The sequence below is a fragment of the Streptomyces sp. NPDC102490 genome, assembly GCF_044765285.1.
Lineage (GTDB): Bacteria > Actinomycetota > Actinomycetes > Streptomycetales > Streptomycetaceae > Streptomyces.
Window position 1 is genome coordinate 112,501 of sequence record NZ_JBIWJU010000004.1, and the last position, 16,033, is coordinate 128,533.

At 69.8% G+C, this 16,033-nt stretch carries 10 protein-coding genes; 4 read left to right on the forward strand and 6 right to left on the reverse strand.

Features of this window, described 5'->3' with window-relative positions:
• Position 1 precedes the first annotated feature (1 nt).
• From ACIRGB_RS09790 to ACIRGB_RS09800, 3 genes are read left to right on the forward strand one after another with little or no spacing between them, the layout of a single operon-like run.
• Positions 2 to 889 carry an amidohydrolase family protein gene (locus ACIRGB_RS09790; protein WP_403860922.1) on the forward strand — a complete coding sequence of 296 codons (888 nt, stop codon included), beginning with the start codon at positions 2 to 4 and terminating at the stop codon, positions 887 to 889.
• An 11-nt stretch (positions 890 to 900) separates the two neighbouring features.
• Entirely contained in the window at positions 901 to 2,463 is a 1,563-nt protein-coding gene (locus ACIRGB_RS09795; RefSeq protein WP_403860925.1) for a long-chain fatty acid--CoA ligase, read from the forward strand.
• A complete protein-coding gene (locus ACIRGB_RS09800; protein WP_403860928.1) occupies positions 2,460 to 2,918 on the forward strand; it encodes a MaoC family dehydratase in 459 nt (152 codons plus the stop codon). The genes ACIRGB_RS09795 and ACIRGB_RS09800 overlap by 4 nt, the downstream gene beginning before the upstream one ends.
• Before the next feature lie 10 nt (positions 2,919 to 2,928).
• On the opposite strand, the gene ACIRGB_RS09805 is transcribed toward ACIRGB_RS09800, so the two are convergent.
• Positions 2,929 to 3,423: a DUF664 domain-containing protein gene (locus ACIRGB_RS09805; RefSeq protein ID WP_403862092.1), complete on the reverse strand. Its 495-nt coding sequence runs from the start codon at positions 3,421 to 3,423 to the stop codon at positions 2,929 to 2,931.
• Between the two features lie 295 nt (positions 3,424 to 3,718).
• Between ACIRGB_RS09805 and ACIRGB_RS09810 the strand changes: the two genes are divergently transcribed.
• Positions 3,719 to 4,822, forward strand: a complete 1,104-nt coding sequence (locus ACIRGB_RS09810) for a PP2C family protein-serine/threonine phosphatase (protein WP_403860931.1) — start codon at positions 3,719 to 3,721, stop codon at positions 4,820 to 4,822.
• A gap of 65 nt (positions 4,823 to 4,887) precedes the next feature.
• On the opposite strand, the gene pulA is transcribed toward ACIRGB_RS09810, so the two are convergent.
• The 5 genes from pulA to ACIRGB_RS09835 all read right to left on the reverse strand — a co-directional run bounded on the left by pulA (position 4,888) and on the right by ACIRGB_RS09835 (position 16,031).
• Positions 4,888 to 10,212, reverse strand: a complete 5,325-nt coding sequence (gene pulA, locus ACIRGB_RS09815) for a pullulanase-type alpha-1,6-glucosidase (protein WP_403860934.1) — start codon at positions 10,210 to 10,212, stop codon at positions 4,888 to 4,890.
• Positions 10,213 to 10,332: 120 nt separating this feature from the next.
• Positions 10,333 to 12,027, reverse strand: coding sequence for a carbohydrate-binding module family 20 domain-containing protein (locus ACIRGB_RS09820; RefSeq protein ID WP_403860937.1), 1,695 nt, complete (start codon positions 12,025 to 12,027; stop codon positions 10,333 to 10,335).
• Positions 12,028 to 12,346: 319 nt separating this feature from the next.
• A complete protein-coding gene (locus tag ACIRGB_RS09825) occupies positions 12,347 to 13,414 on the reverse strand; it encodes a LacI family DNA-binding transcriptional regulator (protein WP_403860940.1) in 1,068 nt (355 codons plus the stop codon).
• Positions 13,411 to 15,072 (reverse strand): glycoside hydrolase family 13 protein, encoded by a 1,662-nt coding sequence (locus tag ACIRGB_RS09830; RefSeq protein ID WP_403860943.1) that lies wholly within the window; start codon positions 15,070 to 15,072, stop codon positions 13,411 to 13,413. The genes ACIRGB_RS09825 and ACIRGB_RS09830 overlap by 4 nt, the downstream gene beginning before the upstream one ends.
• Positions 15,073 to 15,125: 53 nt before the next feature.
• Positions 15,126 to 16,031: a sugar ABC transporter permease gene (locus ACIRGB_RS09835; protein ID WP_403860945.1), complete on the reverse strand. Its 906-nt coding sequence runs from the start codon at positions 16,029 to 16,031 to the stop codon at positions 15,126 to 15,128.
• Positions 16,032 to 16,033: the final 2 nt, after the last annotated feature.

The window sequence follows — 16,033 nt, forward strand, 5'->3', positions numbered from 1 at the left end:
CATGAGCGACCCGGTCCTCGATGTCGACAGCCTGACCGCCATCGACGTCCACACGCACGCGGAGATCTCCCGTACCGGTCACGGTGCGCTCAGCCCGGAGCTGTTCGGGGCCTCCGAGGAGTACTTCAAGGCGCACGGCCACCGACAGCCGACCATCGACGAGATGGCCGCGTACTACCGGGAACGGAACATGGCCGCCGTGGTGTTCACCGTGGACGCCGAGCACGCCACCGGCCATCCGCGCATCGCCAACGAGGAGGTGGCCGAGAGCTGCGCCGCCCACGCCGACGTGCTCATGCCGTTCGCCAGTGTCGATCCGCACAAGGGCCGTGCGGGCGTACGGGAGGCGCGCCGTCTGGTCGAGGAGTACGGGGTACGCGGCTTCAAGTTCCACCCCAGTATCCAGGCCTTCTCCCCGGACGACCGGATGGCGTACCCGCTCTACGAGGCCATCGAGGAACTCGGCGTGCCCGCGCTGTTCCACACCGGGCAGACCGGGATCGGCGCCGGAGTGCCCGGGGGCGGCGGTATCCGGCTGAAGTACTCCGACCCCATGCTCGTCGACGACGTGGCCGTGGACTTCCCCGAACTGCGGATCATCCTGGCGCACCCGTCCTTCCCCTGGCAGGACGAGGCCCTGGCCGTCGCCACGCACAAGCCCTACGTACACATCGATCTGTCGGGCTGGTCCCCGAAGTACTTCCCGCCGCAGCTGGTGCGGTACGCCAACACGCTGCTCAAGGACAAGGTGCTCTTCGGCTCCGACTACCCGGTCATCACCCCGGACCGCTGGCTCGCCGACTTCGAGAAGCTCGACATCAAGCCGGAGGTCCGGCCCAGGATCCTCAAGGACAACGCCGCCCGTCTGCTGGGCCTGGTCAAGGACTGAGGGAGGACGCCGTGTTGAATCAAGGCATCGGCTCCTGGCCCGCCCGCCGGGCACGCAAGACACCCGGGCGCACGGCTCTGGTCCACCGGGACGCCGAGATCACCTACCTCCGGCTGCACGAACGCGTCCTGTGCCTGGCACACGGGCTGCGGGCCCTCGGCGTCGCCCGCGGCGACCGCGTCGCGCACCTGGGTCCCAACCATCCGGCCTTCCTGGAGTCCCTGTTCGCCTCCGGCGTCCTCGGTGCCGTGTTCGTACCGCTCAACACCCGTCTCACTGCACCGGAGTTGGCCTACACCCTCAGCGACTCCGGCAGTACGGTGCTGGTGCACGGTGCCGAGCAGGCGGAGACGGCCGCCGCTGCCGCCGCGGGCGGCGGAGTCCGGCACCGCGTCACCCTCGGCACGCCGGACGGGGACGCGAGCGGCTACGAGGATCTGCTCGCGGCGGGTGGTTCCGGTCCGCTGGACGAGCCCGTCGCCCCGGACGACCCCTGCGTCATCATGTACACCTCCGGGACGACGGGTCGCCCCAAGGGCGCGGTGCTCTCGCACGCCAACATCACCTGGAACAGCGTGAACGTCCTCGTCGACACCGACCTGACCGGGGACGAGGTCACCCTGGTCGTCGCCCCGCTGTTCCACACCGCCGGGCTCAACATGACCTGCCTGCCGACCCTGCTCAAAGGGGGGCGGGTCGTGCTGCTGGAGTCCTTCGACCCGGGGACCGTGCTGGACGTCGTCGAGCGGCGGCGGGTGACGTACATGTTCGGCGTCCCCACGATGTACGACGCGATGGCCGCCCATCCGCGCTGGGAGACAGCCGACCTGTCCAGTCTGCGCTCCGTGAGCTGCGGCGGCGCACCGGTCCCGGCACGCACCATCGAACGGTACCTCGCACGCGGCCTGGCGTTCAGCCAGGGGTACGGCATGACCGAGGCCTCCCCCGGTGTGCTCTTCCTGGACCGGGAACAGACCTCGGCCAAGGCGGGTTCGGCGGGCGTCCCGCACTTCTTCACCGACACCCGGCTCGTCCTCGCCGATGGCAGCCCCGCGGAGCCCGGGCAGCGCGGCGAGATCCTGGTCCAGGGGCCGCACGTGATGTCTGGCTACTGGGGCCGCCCCGAGGACACCGCCGCGGCCTTCACCGCCGACGGATGGCTGCGCACGGGCGACATCGCCCGCACCGACGAGGACGGCTACGCCTACATCGTCGACCGGGTCAAGGACATGTTCGTCTCCGGCGGGGAGAACGTGTACCCGGCCGAAGTGGAGGACGCCCTGCTGAGTCACCCGGCGGTTTGCGAGTGCGCGGTCGTCGGCGTGCCGGACGAGGTCTGGGGCGAGGTCGGCCACGCCGTCGTCGTCCTGGAGGCCGGCCGTCGCGCCGACCGGGTCGACATCCTCGCGTACCTGCGGGGCCGACTCGCCAAGTACAAGCTCCCGAAGACCATCGCCTTCGCCGAGGAACTGCCCCGGACCGCCTCCGGAAAGATCATCAAAGCGGCCGTGCGGGAGGCCCATCCGGTCCCCCGATCCCGCGACCCCGAACCCGTGGAAAGGCAGCACCCGTGACCACCACCGCCCTGGGCATCGAAGAGCTCATCTCTCTCGCCGGCCGCGACCTCGGCCGTACCGACTGGCTGGAGATCACGCAGGAGCGGGTGAACACCTTCGCCGAGGCCACCGACGACCACCAGTGGATCCACACCGATCCGGACAGGGCCCAGCACGGTCCCTTCGGCGGTCCCATCGCCCACGGCTACCTCACCCTGTCCCTGATCATCCCGATGTTCGGCGGCCTGTTGGAGATCTCCGGCATCTCCATGAGCGTCAACTACGGCCTGGAAAAGGTGCGCTTCCCGAGCCCCGTGCCGGTCGGCGCGAAGATCCGCCTGCACGGAGCGGTCGACTCGGTCGACGAGGTCAAGGGCAACGGGGTGCAGATGGCGCTGACCTTCACCGTGGAGGTCGAGGGCAGTGCGAAGCCCGCATGCGTGGCACAGGCCGTGTACCGCCACTACGCCTGACCGGCGATGTTCAGGTCAGGACCAGCCAGCGGCGGCCGTCGATCAGCTCTCGTGCCGCGTCGAGGTGGCCGGCGTGGCACGCGGTCTCGGTGATGACGTGCAGCAGGACGTCGCGCAGGGTGTGCAGATGCGGTTCGCCGAACAGGTCGTGGGGCCACCAGGCCGGGGCGGCGTCGGCGGGGGTGGCCGTGATGACGGCATCGGCGAGTTCCGCCTCCCGCCGGTACCGGTCGAGGACGTCGACGGCCGGCACTTCCGGGGCCACCTTCCACGCTTCGTCGCCGCTCGTCAGACCGTGGATGACCTTCTCGTCCCCGGCGACGACCGCGCGGAACCAGAACCGCTCCACATCCAGTGCCAGATGCTGGACGAGCCCCAGGCAGTGCCATCCGGAAGGCAGCACGGGGCGTCGAAGGTCCTTCGCGTCGAGCCCGTCAAGGATGCCGAGAACGTGGCGTCGCTGTCCGTCCAGGACCCGAAGAAGCGTCCGTACCTCACGGCCCAGAGTTGTGTCGCTCAAATTTTCGGTCACGGTCGTCCAGCATCCCCGAATCTTTCTGCGCGCGTGAGGAGTTCTCCACTGGCACTGTCCGCTGTTCGGTGAGGTGCGGTGGGTCGATGCCGTCCTGGACGGACTGGTTCGTGCATCATGCTCGTCGTAGCCGTGGACCGGGACGTTCGAGTGGAGGGAGGGGGCGGTTGTGGGTGCGGGGCGTGCTGCCGCGGAGTACAGGCAACGGGCCGAGCAGCATCCCTGGCCACCACGATGGCTGCGTTGGCTTCCGCCCTCGCTGATCCTGGTGACGACAGTACTCGATCACGCGACGCCCCCACGTTACTTTTTCGGGTCGCTGCTGTCGGCATCGGTCGTGCTGGCCATCTTCGCCTACCCCCCGCTCGGGGTGGCAGCGACCGGAGCCACCGGATGCCTCCTTCTCGCCGTCACCCAGCAGGTCGAGGACTACATCGGTCCGATGACCATCGTGGCCTTGATCGTGCTGGGCTCCGTCACCGTGCTTTCCGTCGTGCTGTGCGTGGTGCTCCAACGGGGCGAAAGCCGCTTCCGTCGCGTGGTGGCGGTGGCCGAAGCCGCGCAATTGGCTCTGTTGCGTCCTCTGCCCGACAGGATCGGCTCCTTGCGGATGGCCGGCTTCTACCGGGCCGCCGATGACGAAGCGCTGATCGGCGGAGACCTCTACAGCGTCCGCCCGACTCCGTTCGGCACTCGCGTGATCGTCGGAGACGTCAAGGGCAAAGGCATCAACGCGACGCAAACCGTGGCCACGGTGATCTCGACCTTCCAAGAGGCGGCACTGCTCCACCCGACGCTTCCGCAGGTGGCCGATCGCATTGACGTAGCCCTCCAACTGGACCGTGACAACCCTCCGCCGGAGCCCGTCAGCGACACGCCGGCCGAGCCCACCGCCGCGCGCGCCGAAGGGCTCGCGGACGAGCTCTTCACCACGGCTGTCCTGCTCGAATTCTCCCCGGACGCGCGCACGGTACGGATTCTGGACCGTGGTCATCAGCCCCTGGTCGTCATCCGGCCCCGCGCCACATCGGTCGTGGAGACCGAGCACAGTCTCCCCCTGGGCATGGCCGACCTCCTCACCGAGCCGCCGGGCACGACCACGTGCCTGCTGGAACCCGGCGACATCCTCCTCGCCTACTCCGACGGCGTCACCGAGGCACGCGACTCCACCGGCACCTTCTACCCGCTGCCGGAACGACTTCAGCGCCACTGCGGCGACCGTACCCAGCCGGTATCGCCCTCCGACGTGATCTCCTTCCTCCAGGAAGACGTCACCCGGTGGGCCCACACCCTGGACGACGACGTCATCGCCATCGCCTTCCAACGCGTCCGGCACGGTGACCCGCAAATCCTGACTCCGACCGCGTCCTGAGCAACGCCCTTTTCCCTGCGTCTGGTTGTCCCCCGCGCGGCCGTGCGGGGGACAACCAGGCTCTCTCAGTGGGAGAACACCGCGACGGAGCGGGCCGGCACGGTGAACGTGCCCGAAGCCTTCTCGTACGAGGCCGTTTTGACCACGGGGTCCGCGCCCGCCGCCTGCACCGGGTGCAGGCGGTAGCCGGTCCCGGCCGTGGCCTCGACGCGCTGCTCCTGCCGCTCGGGCGTGGCGTTGAAGACGACCACGAGGTCACCGAGGCGCATGGTGATCACGCCGGGTGTCTCGTCCTTGCCGGAGAGCGGGAAGGAGAGCCGGGACTGGACCTGCGCGGCCGAGGCGAGGGAGAAGTCCTGCTCACCCGTACGGATCCTCAGCAGGTCCCGGTATGCCGCCGAGGCGGCGGTGATCTGCGGGCAGCCGACCTGTAGCGCGCCCAGCAGGGGCTTGCCGTAGGGCCACTTGTCCTGGTTGTCGGCGGCCGGCGGGAGGCCGCGGCCGAAGCCGTTGCCGTCGGCGCAGTTCCAGTGGAGGGCGTTGAACCAGTCGCCGCTGTCGTAGGAGTTGCGGTCCAGCGACTTGGAACGCAGTAGGTCGGTGCCCGCCTGGGAGAGCGCCGGGCCCTGCGAGAGGGCGGCGGTCGCCAGGGCGAGGACCTGCATGCGGGCCCGGTCGTCGGCGGACGTGTCCTTCGGCAGCTTGAAGGCGAGCGCGTCGAAGAGGGACTCGTTGTCGTGGGCGTCGGCGTAGGCGAGGGCGTCGCCGGGTGCCGCCGCGTATCCGGCGGGGGCGCCGTTGTAGTCGACCTCGGAGCCCGTGACCTCCTTGCCGTCGGTGTCGGTGAAGGCGTAGTCGGCGAGGTTGCCGGTCAGCCCGACTTTGATCAGGTCCTGGTAGTGCAGCAGGCGGGCCTTCTGCTCGGCCTCGGTGCCGTTGGCCTTGGAGGGGTTCGGGTCGGTGTAGAGGCCGGAGGCGAAGCCCTGGACGCGGGGGTCCTCGTCGAAGGGACCGCCGCCGCGCACGGCGTCGCGGGCCCGGTCGGAGAAGGTGGCGATGCCGGTGCCGGCCATGTTCTTCTGGGTGGCCTGGACGAAGCGGGCGTCGTCGGCGACCTCGCCGAAGTTCCAGCCCTCGCCGTACAGGATGATCTTCTTGCCGTCGACGCCGTCCTTCTTCGGGGTCAGCTCGTCCAGCGCCTTCCTGACCGCGAGGATGTTGGCCTTCGGGTGGTGGCCCATGAGGTCGAAGCGGAAGCCGTCGACCTTGTACTCCTTGGCCCAGGTGACGATCGAGTCGACGACGAGCTTGCCCATCATGGCGTTCTCGGTGGCCGTGTTGGCGCAGCAGGTGCTGTTCGCGACCGAGCCGTCGGCCAGCAGCCGCTGGTAGTAGCCCGGCACGATCTTGTCCAGGACCGAGGTCTTGCTCTGACCGCTGCTGGTGGTGTGGTTGTAGACGACGTCCATGACGACGCGCAGGCCGTCCTCGTTGAGTGCCTTGACCATCTTCCGGAATTCGACGGTGCGCTCGGTGCCGTCCGGGTCGGTGGCGTAGGAGCCCTCGGGGACCGTGTAGTGGTACGGGTCGTAGCCCCAGTTGAAGGCGTCCTTGGCGGCGGCCTTCGTCACGCACTCCTGCTGCTGGTCGGAGTCGGCCGGGTAGGAGGCGAGGTCGCAGTCGGGCGTCGTCCGGTCGGACTTCTTCTCGGGGATGGTGGCGATGTCGAAGGCGGGCAGCAGGTGCACGTAGGACGTGCCGGCCCGGGCCAGCTCGCGCAGGTGCTGGGAGCCGTCGCTCTTGTCGTCGGTGAAGGCGAGGTAGGTGCCCCGGTGGTCCGTGTCCGCCGTCGCGTCGGCGACGGAGAAGTCGCGGATGTGCAGCTCCTGGATCTGGGCGTCGGGCAGCGGCACCGCCTCGGGCTTGTCGTAGCTGTCCCAGCCGCGCGGGGCGAGGGAGCGGTCGTCCAGGTCGACGACGAGGCTGCGCTCCGAGTCGGCGGTGAGTGCGACCGAGTACGGGTCGGTGACCTTGTTCGTGACGAGCTTCTGGACGCTCGGCGCCCACACGGTCACCGAGTACCGGTACTCCTGGCCGCGCCAGGCCGCTGCCGGGCCGGTCACGGACCAGGTGCCGCTCGTGTCGTCACGGCGCATGGGGACGGTTCTGCCGCCGAGTTCGAGGGACACGTTGTGGGCGGTCGGCGCCCACACGGCCAAGGACACGGTGCGGCCTTTGAACACCGGTCCCAGGGCCGCCCGTTCGGCCTTCGGCGCGTACACGTCGTCGAGGACGCCCTGGGTCTGGACCCCGGTCGCGGTGGCCAGCGCGCCGTTCGCGAGGCGTTGGGTGAGCACGAGCTGCCCGAGGAGGGCGTCGCGCACGCGGTCCCGGTCACGTGGGTCGACGGTGAACGCCGCGTACGACTTCAGGTGCGGGAACCTGGCCTTCTGGGCCTCGGTGAGCTGCGCGGGCCGCAGCCGCAGCCAGCGCCCCTCGCTGCTGAGCGCGCCGTCGTCGACGGTGATGCCGCCGTCGCGGGAGTACACCAACTGGGTCGACGCGGCAGCCTTGACGTTCAGCGACGGGGGCAGGGCGACGGTGTCGGTGTCGATCCACTGCGCCTGGGCCTTGGTGACGTCCAGGTCCGGAGCGGAACCGACCGAGGGCAGCAAGTAGTCGCTCTCCCCCGCGTTCAGCCAGACTTCGTGGCCGTAGGCCGCCAGGTCCAGGGACCGGTCGCTGGGGATGTCCTTCTCGTCGCCCTTGTGCAGGATGTAGCTCAGGGAGGTCGCGCCGTCGGCCAGCGGCACCTCGAAGGTGGCCCCGTAGGTGTCCCTGCCGACCGGTTGCAGGGGCTTCGTCCAGTCCGTCTCCTTGGCCGAGCCGGTCCAGGTGTGTAGGCCCCAGCCGGCGTAGTCGCCGTCGGCACGGTGGACGTGGATGACCGCCTTCGCCTTGTCCGGGGGCGGGTACACCCCGTCCGGCCTGGTGGTCGTCTGCCCCTCCTTGCCCTGCTCGACCCAGACCTCACCGGTCTCCGCCAGGTCGATGGTGCGCTCCCCGCCCGCTGCCGTGCCGGACTCCTCGATCGTGTACGTCACCGAGTCCGAGCCGTCCGGAACCCGCACCCAGGCGAAGGCGCCGTAGGCGTCACGGCCGACGAACGGTGCCACTGTGTCTCCGGACTTGAGGGTGACGTCGCCGTAGTCGCCGTCCGCCCGCTGGTAGTGCACGACCGCGTGTGCGCGGTCCACGGCGCTCGGCTTCTCGGGCACCGGGGCCTGCCCCGCCACCGTGTCGGCGAGGGCGCTCGCGGTGCGTCCGGCGCGGTCGACCACCACGGCCTTGTAGCGCAGGGGTGTCCCGGCGGCCACTGTGCCCGGGATCTTCTGCGTGAACGTGTACGGGGCGTGGTCGGCGGAGCCGAGCGTGTGCCACGTGCCGTTGCCCGTCTGGGCGGCCAGGACGACGCGGGCGCCTTCCGTCCGTCCCGGGTCGGCCGTGATCGTGACCGTGCCGGTGGCGCCGGCGTCCGGCGCCGTCAGGGACAGGGTGGGCCTGAGCGTCGGCTTCCTCAGCTTGTTCTGCGCGCGCAGCACCAGCGAGGACAGAGCCGGGACCGTGACCTCGATGTGCCCGTGCTTGGCCCGTACCGTGCCCGAACCCCCGTACAGGGCACGGTACTTGCCTGACCCTGCGGTCTCCACCGGCAGCTCGACGGTCTTCGGCACGCTGGCGTTGTTGACCGCGACGACGTACTCCCGGCCGCCGCCCGTACGCGAGAACGCGTATACCGAATCCTTCGCGTACAGCTCCTTCTGCACCCCGTCCGCCAGCGCCGGATTGTCCTCGCGCAGCTTCGACAGCGCCGCGATCGACCGGTACAGCGGATGCCGGACGTCGTAGGCGTCACTCGCGTGCGTGCGCGCCGTGCCGATCTCGTCGTCGTCCAGGTAGTCGGCCACCCTCGACGCGAACATCGTCTGGCGGGCGTCCTTGTCGCCGCCGGCGCCGGTGAAGCCCTGTTCGTCGCCGGAGTAGATCACCGGATTGCCGCGCGACAGGAACATCAGCTCGTGCGCCAGCCGGTCCCGCCGCAGCAGTTCCGCATCGTCCGCCTTCGGCTGGTCGGACTTCAGGAAGGCGCCGATGCGGCCCATGTCGTGGTTGCCGAGGAACGTGACCTCGTTGTACGCGTTGGCCCGGTCCGTGGTGTAGCGGTAGTCCTGCGCGAGGACGTCCGACAGGCCGGATGCGGGCATGCCCTGCGAGGCGTAGCCGCGGATGGCGTTCTGCATCGGGAAGTCGAGTGTCGCGTCGAGGCGCCCTTCGGTCACGTACGGGGCGGTGACGGAGGGGTCGGCGGAGAACGTTTCGCCGAAGATGAAGAAGTCGTCCCGGCCGCGCTCGGCGGCGTAGGCGTCCAGCGCGGTGGCCCACTGCGTCCAGAACTTCATGTCGACGTTGCGGACGGTGTCCACGCGGAAGCCGTCGATGTCGAAGTCCTTGACCCACCTCTCGTAGATCTTCTCCATGCCCTCGACGACCTCGGGCCGCTCGGTCCACAGGTCGTCCAGACCGGTGTGGTCGCCGTAGAGGCCGCTCTCACCGACGAACGTGGAGTCGCCGCGGTTGTGGTACATCGTCGGATCGTTCAGCCACGCCGGGACCTTGGCTCCCTTCTCCGCGGCCGGGACCTGGGGCGTGTAGGGGAAGGAGTCCGCGTCGACCTTGCGGCCGGGGTCCTCGGTGTCGTCGAAGGGGCGGCCTTCGGTGTCGAGGTAGGGGTAGGCGCCCTTGCCGCGGTAGCCGTACGCCTGCTCGGTGTTGGTGACGACGTCGGCGGTGTGGTTGGTGATGACGTCGAAGTAGACCTTCATGCCCTTGGCGTGGGCCTTGGAGATCAGGGTCCGCAGGTCCTCGTTGGTGCCGAAGTGCGGGTCGACCCGGGTGAAGTCGGTGATCCAGTAGCCGTGGTATCCGGCGCTCTCGCCGTTGCCCTGGACCGGCTTGTTCTTGAAGATCGGCGCCATCCAGATGGCGGTGGTGCCCAGACCCTTGATGTAGTCGAGCTTGCGCGTCAGGCCCTTGAGGTCGCCGCCCTGGTAGAAGCCCTTGTCCGTCGGGTCGAAGCCGGTCACCGAGCGGCTGCCGGTGAGACCTCCCCGGTCGTTGGACCGGTCGCCGTTGGCGAACCGGTCCGGCAGGACGAAGTAGAACTGTTCGCGGGTCACGTCGTGGCGGGCGGGCTGCGCGGCCAGCCAGGCGTCGGACGGGGGTGCGGGCGCCCGGGGCGCGGGTGCCGCGTGCCCGGGTGACGGCAGCGCCGTGGCCAGGACGGCCGCCAGCGCCGCGGTGAGAACGGACCTTCGCAGAGAGCCGGTCACGCGTGTGTGCTCCTCGTCTGTGCGGTCGGGTGGGAACCGGGGCACGGTCCGGCCGCCCGGCGCCCGCGGCGAGGCGCGGGGCCGGGCGGCCGTCGGTGGTGGAGGTGGAGGTGCGGGTGGTCAGTCGCACCAGGTGTCGCCCAGGACGACGGTGCCCGATGACGGGGCGGTGGCGGTGCGGTTGGCGCCGCTCTCCCAGGTGACCTTGCCGTTCGCGTCCTTGCGCAGGTACTTGTACGCGAAGGAGGTCCCCGCGGGCAGCGGGACGTCGAGCTTCCAGACCGGGTAGGCGGCCGGGTCGAGCTTGAGTGCGTCGGCGGGGTTCCAGTTGCCGAGCCGGCTGTTGTCGCCGGTGACGTAGATGCTCTCGCCCCAGCTGGTGGTGGCGTTGACGCGGAAGGAGGCGCCGGAGGCTGGGTCGGGGTCGGTGGTGCCGCCACAGGTCCTGGCGCCGACGTGCAGGGCCAGCGCGGTGTTCGCGCCGAGGGTGGCCGTGAACCGGCCGGCGGAGTTCACCGTCACGCCCTTGCCGCTCTGCACGTCGCAGTAGTCGCCGGCGGGCAGCGAGGTCTGGAAGGTACGGGTCAGCGATCCGCCCTCGTGGTTGATGGCGACGTACGCCTTGGTTCCGCGGCCGAAGGCGATCTGGTTGTTCCCGTTGTCCCACCAGTCCGTGACGGCCTCGCCGCGCGCGGTGTTGCGCCAGGCGACCATGCCCGCCACCTCGCGCCAGGCATGCTGGCACTGCCAGCCATCGGTGTGACAGGCCCTGACCTGACCGCCGTTGGGGCCGCCCGCGGCCGTGTCGGTGAAGGAGTAGCCCGAGTGCACGTCCGGAGCTCCGTACGGCCAGGCCAGCGAGAAGACCTGAGCGAGCGTGTAGGTGGAGCCGTCCTTGTAGGTGAGCGTCCTGCCGTTGCGTTCGGTGTCGTGGTTGGTCACGAACACGGACGCCTTGTCGCTGGGCAGGTAGCCCCACGCCTCCCCGAAGTTCTTCAGGTACGCGAGCTTCTCGCCGCCGAAGATCCGCTTGAGGTCGTAGGCGTACGTGAACTCCTGCGGGTCGCCCACGCCCTTGTACTCGCCGGGTTGCACAGCCTCCCCCGGGGCGCCGATCGTCTCCAGCTTCATGTAGGCGTTCGGGTCGGTCAGCCGCGACTTGATGTCCTGGAGCTCGTCGACGGCGATGTGCTTGGCGGCGTCGACGCGGAACCCGTCGACGCCGAGGGAGAGCAGGTCGTTCAGGTACCCGGCGATGGTCTTGCGGACGTACTCCTCGCCGGTGTCGAGGTCGGGCAGACCGCCCATCTCGCAGTGCTGGACGTTCCAGCGGTCCCTGTAGTCGGTGATGTCGGTGCGGCAGTCGTCCATGTCCGCGCCGGAGTAGGTGCCCGGGTAGTCGTACTTGCTGTACGTGGAACCGCCGGTGCCCGTGCCGGCGGAGTTGGCCATGTGGTTGATGACGGTGTCCGCCACGACCTTCACTCCGGCCGCGTGGCAGGTGTCGACCATGCTCTTGAAGGCGGCACGGTCACCGAGCCGGGTGGCGATCTTGTAGCTGACGGGCTGGTACGCGGTCCACCACTGGCTGCCCTGCACCCGCTCGTTGGGCGGCGAGACCTGGACGTAGCCGTAGCCGGCGGGGCCGAGTGTGTCGGTGCACTCCTTGGCGACCGACGCGAAGTTCCACTCGAACATCACCGCGGTGACGTCCTTCCCGCCGGGCGGTGCGGCCTGCGCCGGGACCGGGGCCGTGACGGCTGCGGCGGCTCCCGCCACGACGGCGAGTGCGGCAGCCACGGACTTTCTGGCCATGGTTCCTCCTGAATCGAAGGGCAACGCGCCATGCCCGCGGGGTTGGTGGGGGGATTGAGCTGCTCACCGAGTAGCTGAATCTTGCTGCAAGTGGTTGCGGGGCGACCGTACGAGGAGGCGACTTCGCGGTCAACCCTTTTGGCGTGCCCTCCTCAGAACCCGGAGGGAAACCGGGAATTCTGCATGCAAGGGCTTACGCAAGGAATCCAACGGTGTTACCTTCAACCACGCTTCCGGTCCGGTGCCGGTGGCCCGGCAGCACCGGGCCACACGCGCCCGGCCCGGACCGGAGCAGTGCACACCGGTCCCTTGCGGGGACCTACTCGTGAGCCTGCCGGCGTGCCACCTGCGCCGTGGAGCCGCGTACGACCAACTCGGGCTGGAACACGTACTCCGTGCGTTGCACGGGGGTGCCGCCGATCTCCTCCAGGAGCGCTCCCACCGCCGCCGTCGCCATCGCCTGCACGGGCTGGCGCACCGTGGTCAGCGGCGGATCGGTGAACGGGATCAGCGGTGAGTCGTCGAAGCCGATCACCGAGACGTCGCGCGGCACGTCGATACCGCGCTCGCGCACCGCCCGGATGACGCCGAGCGCCATCGGATCGCTGCCGCAGACGATGCCGGTACAGCCCTGGTCGAGCAGCGCACCGGCGGCCGCATGGCCGCCCTCGACGCTGAACAGGGTGCGCTGGATCAGCTTCTCGGCCTCGTCACCGGGGGTGCCGAGGAGAGAGTGCAGCGCGGCCACGAAGCCCTCCGCCTTGCGCCGCGACGGCACGAAACGAGTGGGCCCGACGGCCAGACCGATGCGCTCGTGCCCGAGGTCGACGAGGTGACGCACGGCCATCCGGGCCGCCGAGCGGTCGTCCGGGGACACGAACGGCGCGTTGATGTGGTCGTTGAACCCGTTGATGAGGACGAACGGCACCTTACGCTCGGCGAGCCGGGCATAGCGCAAGGCGTCCGCCGTGGTGTCCGCGTGCAGCCCGGACAGGAACACGATGCCGTTGACGCCCCGCTCCTCCAACTGTTCGACCAGTTCGTCCTCGGTCGCCCCGCCCGGCATCTGGGTGCACAGCACGGGCGTGTACCCGTACCCCGCGAGGACCTGCTCGATGACCTGCGCGAACGCCGGGAAGATCGGGTTGGTCAGCTCGGGGATGACCAGCCCGATGAGCCCGGCGCTGCGCCGGCGCAGCCGTGTCGGCCGCTCGTAGCCCAGGACGTCGAGCGCGGCGAGCACCTTCTGCCGCGTGCCGGACGCGACTCCGGGCTTGCCGTTGAGCACACGGCTGACGGTGGCCTCGCTCACCGCGGCCTGGGCCGCGACGTCGTGGAGCCGCAGCGTGCCGCCGTCGGCTGCGCGCGGCGACCGTAGGACCGTCATACGGCCCACCAGACGGCGGTGTCGGCGGGCAGTTCGAACGCGTCGCCCCCGTCCGCGACCGGGCTCGACGCGAGCAGTACCCGGCCGGGGGCCGCGATCCGGACCGCGCTCCCCGTCGTGTTGACGGTGCAGGCGAAGCCGGGGCGGTCGAACCACAGGACCCCGGCCGGGACCTCGTCGTGCCAGCTCACGTCGGTGCCGGCGCCGAGGCCGGGCTGCTCGCGGCGCACGGCGAGGGCGGTGCGGTACAGCTCCAGGGTGGAGTCCGCGACGCCGGTCTGCGCCTCGACGCTCAGCTCGCCCCAGCCGGCCGGCTGCGGCAGCCAGCTGCCGCCGTCACCGAAGCCGTACGAGGAGCCCTCGCGGGTCCACGGGATCGGCACCCGGCAGCCGTCGCGGAAGCCGTCCTGGCCCTGGGCACGGAAGAAGGACGGGTCCTGGCGCAGTTCGTCGGGCAGGTCGGTGACGTCGGGCAGGCCGAGTTCCTCGCCCTGGTAGAGGTAGGCGGAGCCGGGCAGGGCCAGCATCAGCAGGGTGGCGGCACGGGCACGGCGCAGGCCCAGCGCGCGGTCGCCGGGGGTGCGGATCTGGGTGCCGAGGCCGGGCGGGTTGGCGTACCGGGTGGCGTGCCGGGTGACGTCGTGGTTGGACAGCACCCAGGTCGCCGGGGCGCCGACGGGGCGCATGGCGTCCAGGGAGCTGTCGATGATCGCGCGGAGCTCGGCCGCCTCCCAGGGTGCGCCCAGGTACTGGAAGTTGAAGGCCTGGTGCAGCTCGTCGGGGCGGACGTAGTTAGCGGTGCGCTCGACGGTCGGGGTCCACGCCTCGGCGACGAAGATCCTGTCTCCGTCGTACTCGTCGAGGATGAGGCGCCACGCGCGGTAGATGTCGTGGACGCCGTCCTGGTCGAAGAACGGCATGACGTCGGTACCGAGCAGCTTGAGCTGGTCGCTGCCGCCGAGGTCGGGCAGGCCCTCTGCCTTGACCATGCCGTGGGCGACGTCGATGCGGAAGCCGTCGACGCCCATGTCCAGCCAGAACCTCAGGATGGAGCGGAACTCGTCGGCGACGGCCGGGTGCTCCCAGTTGAGGTCGGGCTGTTCCGGTGCGAAGAGGTGCAGGTACCACTCGCCGTCCGGCAGCCGGGTCCAGGCGGGGCCGCCGAAGATGGACTCCCAGTCGTTGGGGGGCAGTTCTCCGTGCTTTCCCTTTCCGGGACGGAAGTGGTAGCGCTCCCGCAGTGGCGACCCGGGGCCCTCGGCGACCGCGCGCTTGAACCACTCGTGCTGGTCCGAGGAGTGGTTGGGCACCAGGTCGACGATGATGCGCAGATCCAGGGCGTGGGCGTCGCGGATCAGCGCGTCGGCGTCCAGGAGGGTGCCGAACATGGGGTCGACGGCCCGGTAGTCGGCGACGTCGTAGCCGCCGTCGGCCTGCGGGGAGGCGTAGAACGGGCTCAGCCAGACCGCGTCCACACCCAGTTCGCGCAGATACGGCAGGCGCTGCCTGATGCCTTCGAGGTCACCGGTGCCGTCGCCGTTGCTGTCGGCGAAACTGCGGGGGTAGACCTGGTAGATGACGGCGTCGCGCCACCAGTCCGCGGCCTCGCGGGTGGAGGTCGCGCAGACGGGTGCCATGTCGGTGCGGTGCTGGCTCATGATGTCCCTTGAGACGTGAGGGGTCGGACAACTGGTCAGTGGTGCGGGGCGGTTCACCCCTTGGTGCCACCGGCTGTCAGACCGGTCACCAGGTTCTTCTGAACGAGGTAGAAGACGGCGGAGATCGGGATGGCGATCAGTACGGCCGTCGCGGCCATGTACTGACGCTGTGCGTCGTGCTCGCTGACGAAACTCTGCAGGCCGACGGCGAGGGTGTACTTCTGGTCGTCGAGCATGAACGCGTTGGCGAACGCCACCTCGCTCCACGCCGTGATCATGGTGTAGAACGCGGCGACGGCCAGGCCCGGGCGGGCCAGCGGCAGGATCAGGCGGAAGAACGTGCCGAACGGCGAGAGCCCGTCGACGCGGCCGGCCTCGTCGATCTCGACCGGGATGGTGTCGAAGTAGCCCTTCATCAGCCAGGCGCAGTACGGCACCGCGGTCGTGAGATAGACCAGGACGAGCGCCGCGTAGGTGTCGATGAGGCGGAGGTCCGAGAGAATCACGTACATCGGCACCATCAGGACCGCGACCGGGAACATCTGCGTGATCAGCAGGATCCACATGAACTTCCGGTAGCCCGGGAAGCGCATCCGCGAGACGGCGTACCCGCTGGTCGCCGCCACGAGCACCCCGATCACGGTGGTGCCGAGGGACACGATGAGCGTATTGCCCAGCCACTTGAGGAAGTTGGTGTGCTCGAGCACGAACGAGTAGTTGCTCAGGGTCGCGGTGTCGAGGATGCGGGACGGATGGAGGTAGTCGTCCTTGCCCGGGCCGAGCGACAGGAACACCAGCCAGCCGATCGGGAACAGTGCGACGAGGCTCGCGACGACCAGTACGGCGTGGGTGGCCACCGACGCCGCGCGGCTGCGCCGGCCTCGGCGCGGAGCGTTGCGCGGCGCCGGCGTCTCGACCGGGTCCGGGGCCAGGGTCTGGGAAAGGGTCTGGGTGCTCATGG

Bases quoted from the DNA above. Each gene is read 5' to 3' on its own strand.
- ACIRGB_RS09790 (WP_403860922.1), top strand. From the start codon at position 2: ATGAGCGACCCGGTCCTCGATGTCGACAGCCTGACCGCCATCGACGTC.
- ACIRGB_RS09820 (WP_403860937.1), bottom strand. From the start codon at position 12,027: ATGGCCAGAAAGTCCGTGGCTGCCGCACTCGCCGTCGTGGCGGGAGCC.
- ACIRGB_RS09825 (WP_403860940.1), bottom strand. From the start codon at position 13,414: ATGACGGTCCTACGGTCGCCGCGCGCAGCCGACGGCGGCACGCTGCGG.
- ACIRGB_RS09830 (WP_403860943.1), bottom strand. From the start codon at position 15,072: ATGAGCCAGCACCGCACCGACATGGCACCCGTCTGCGCGACCTCCACC.
- ACIRGB_RS09835 (WP_403860945.1), bottom strand. From the start codon at position 16,031: ATGAGCACCCAGACCCTTTCCCAGACCCTGGCCCCGGACCCGGTCGAG.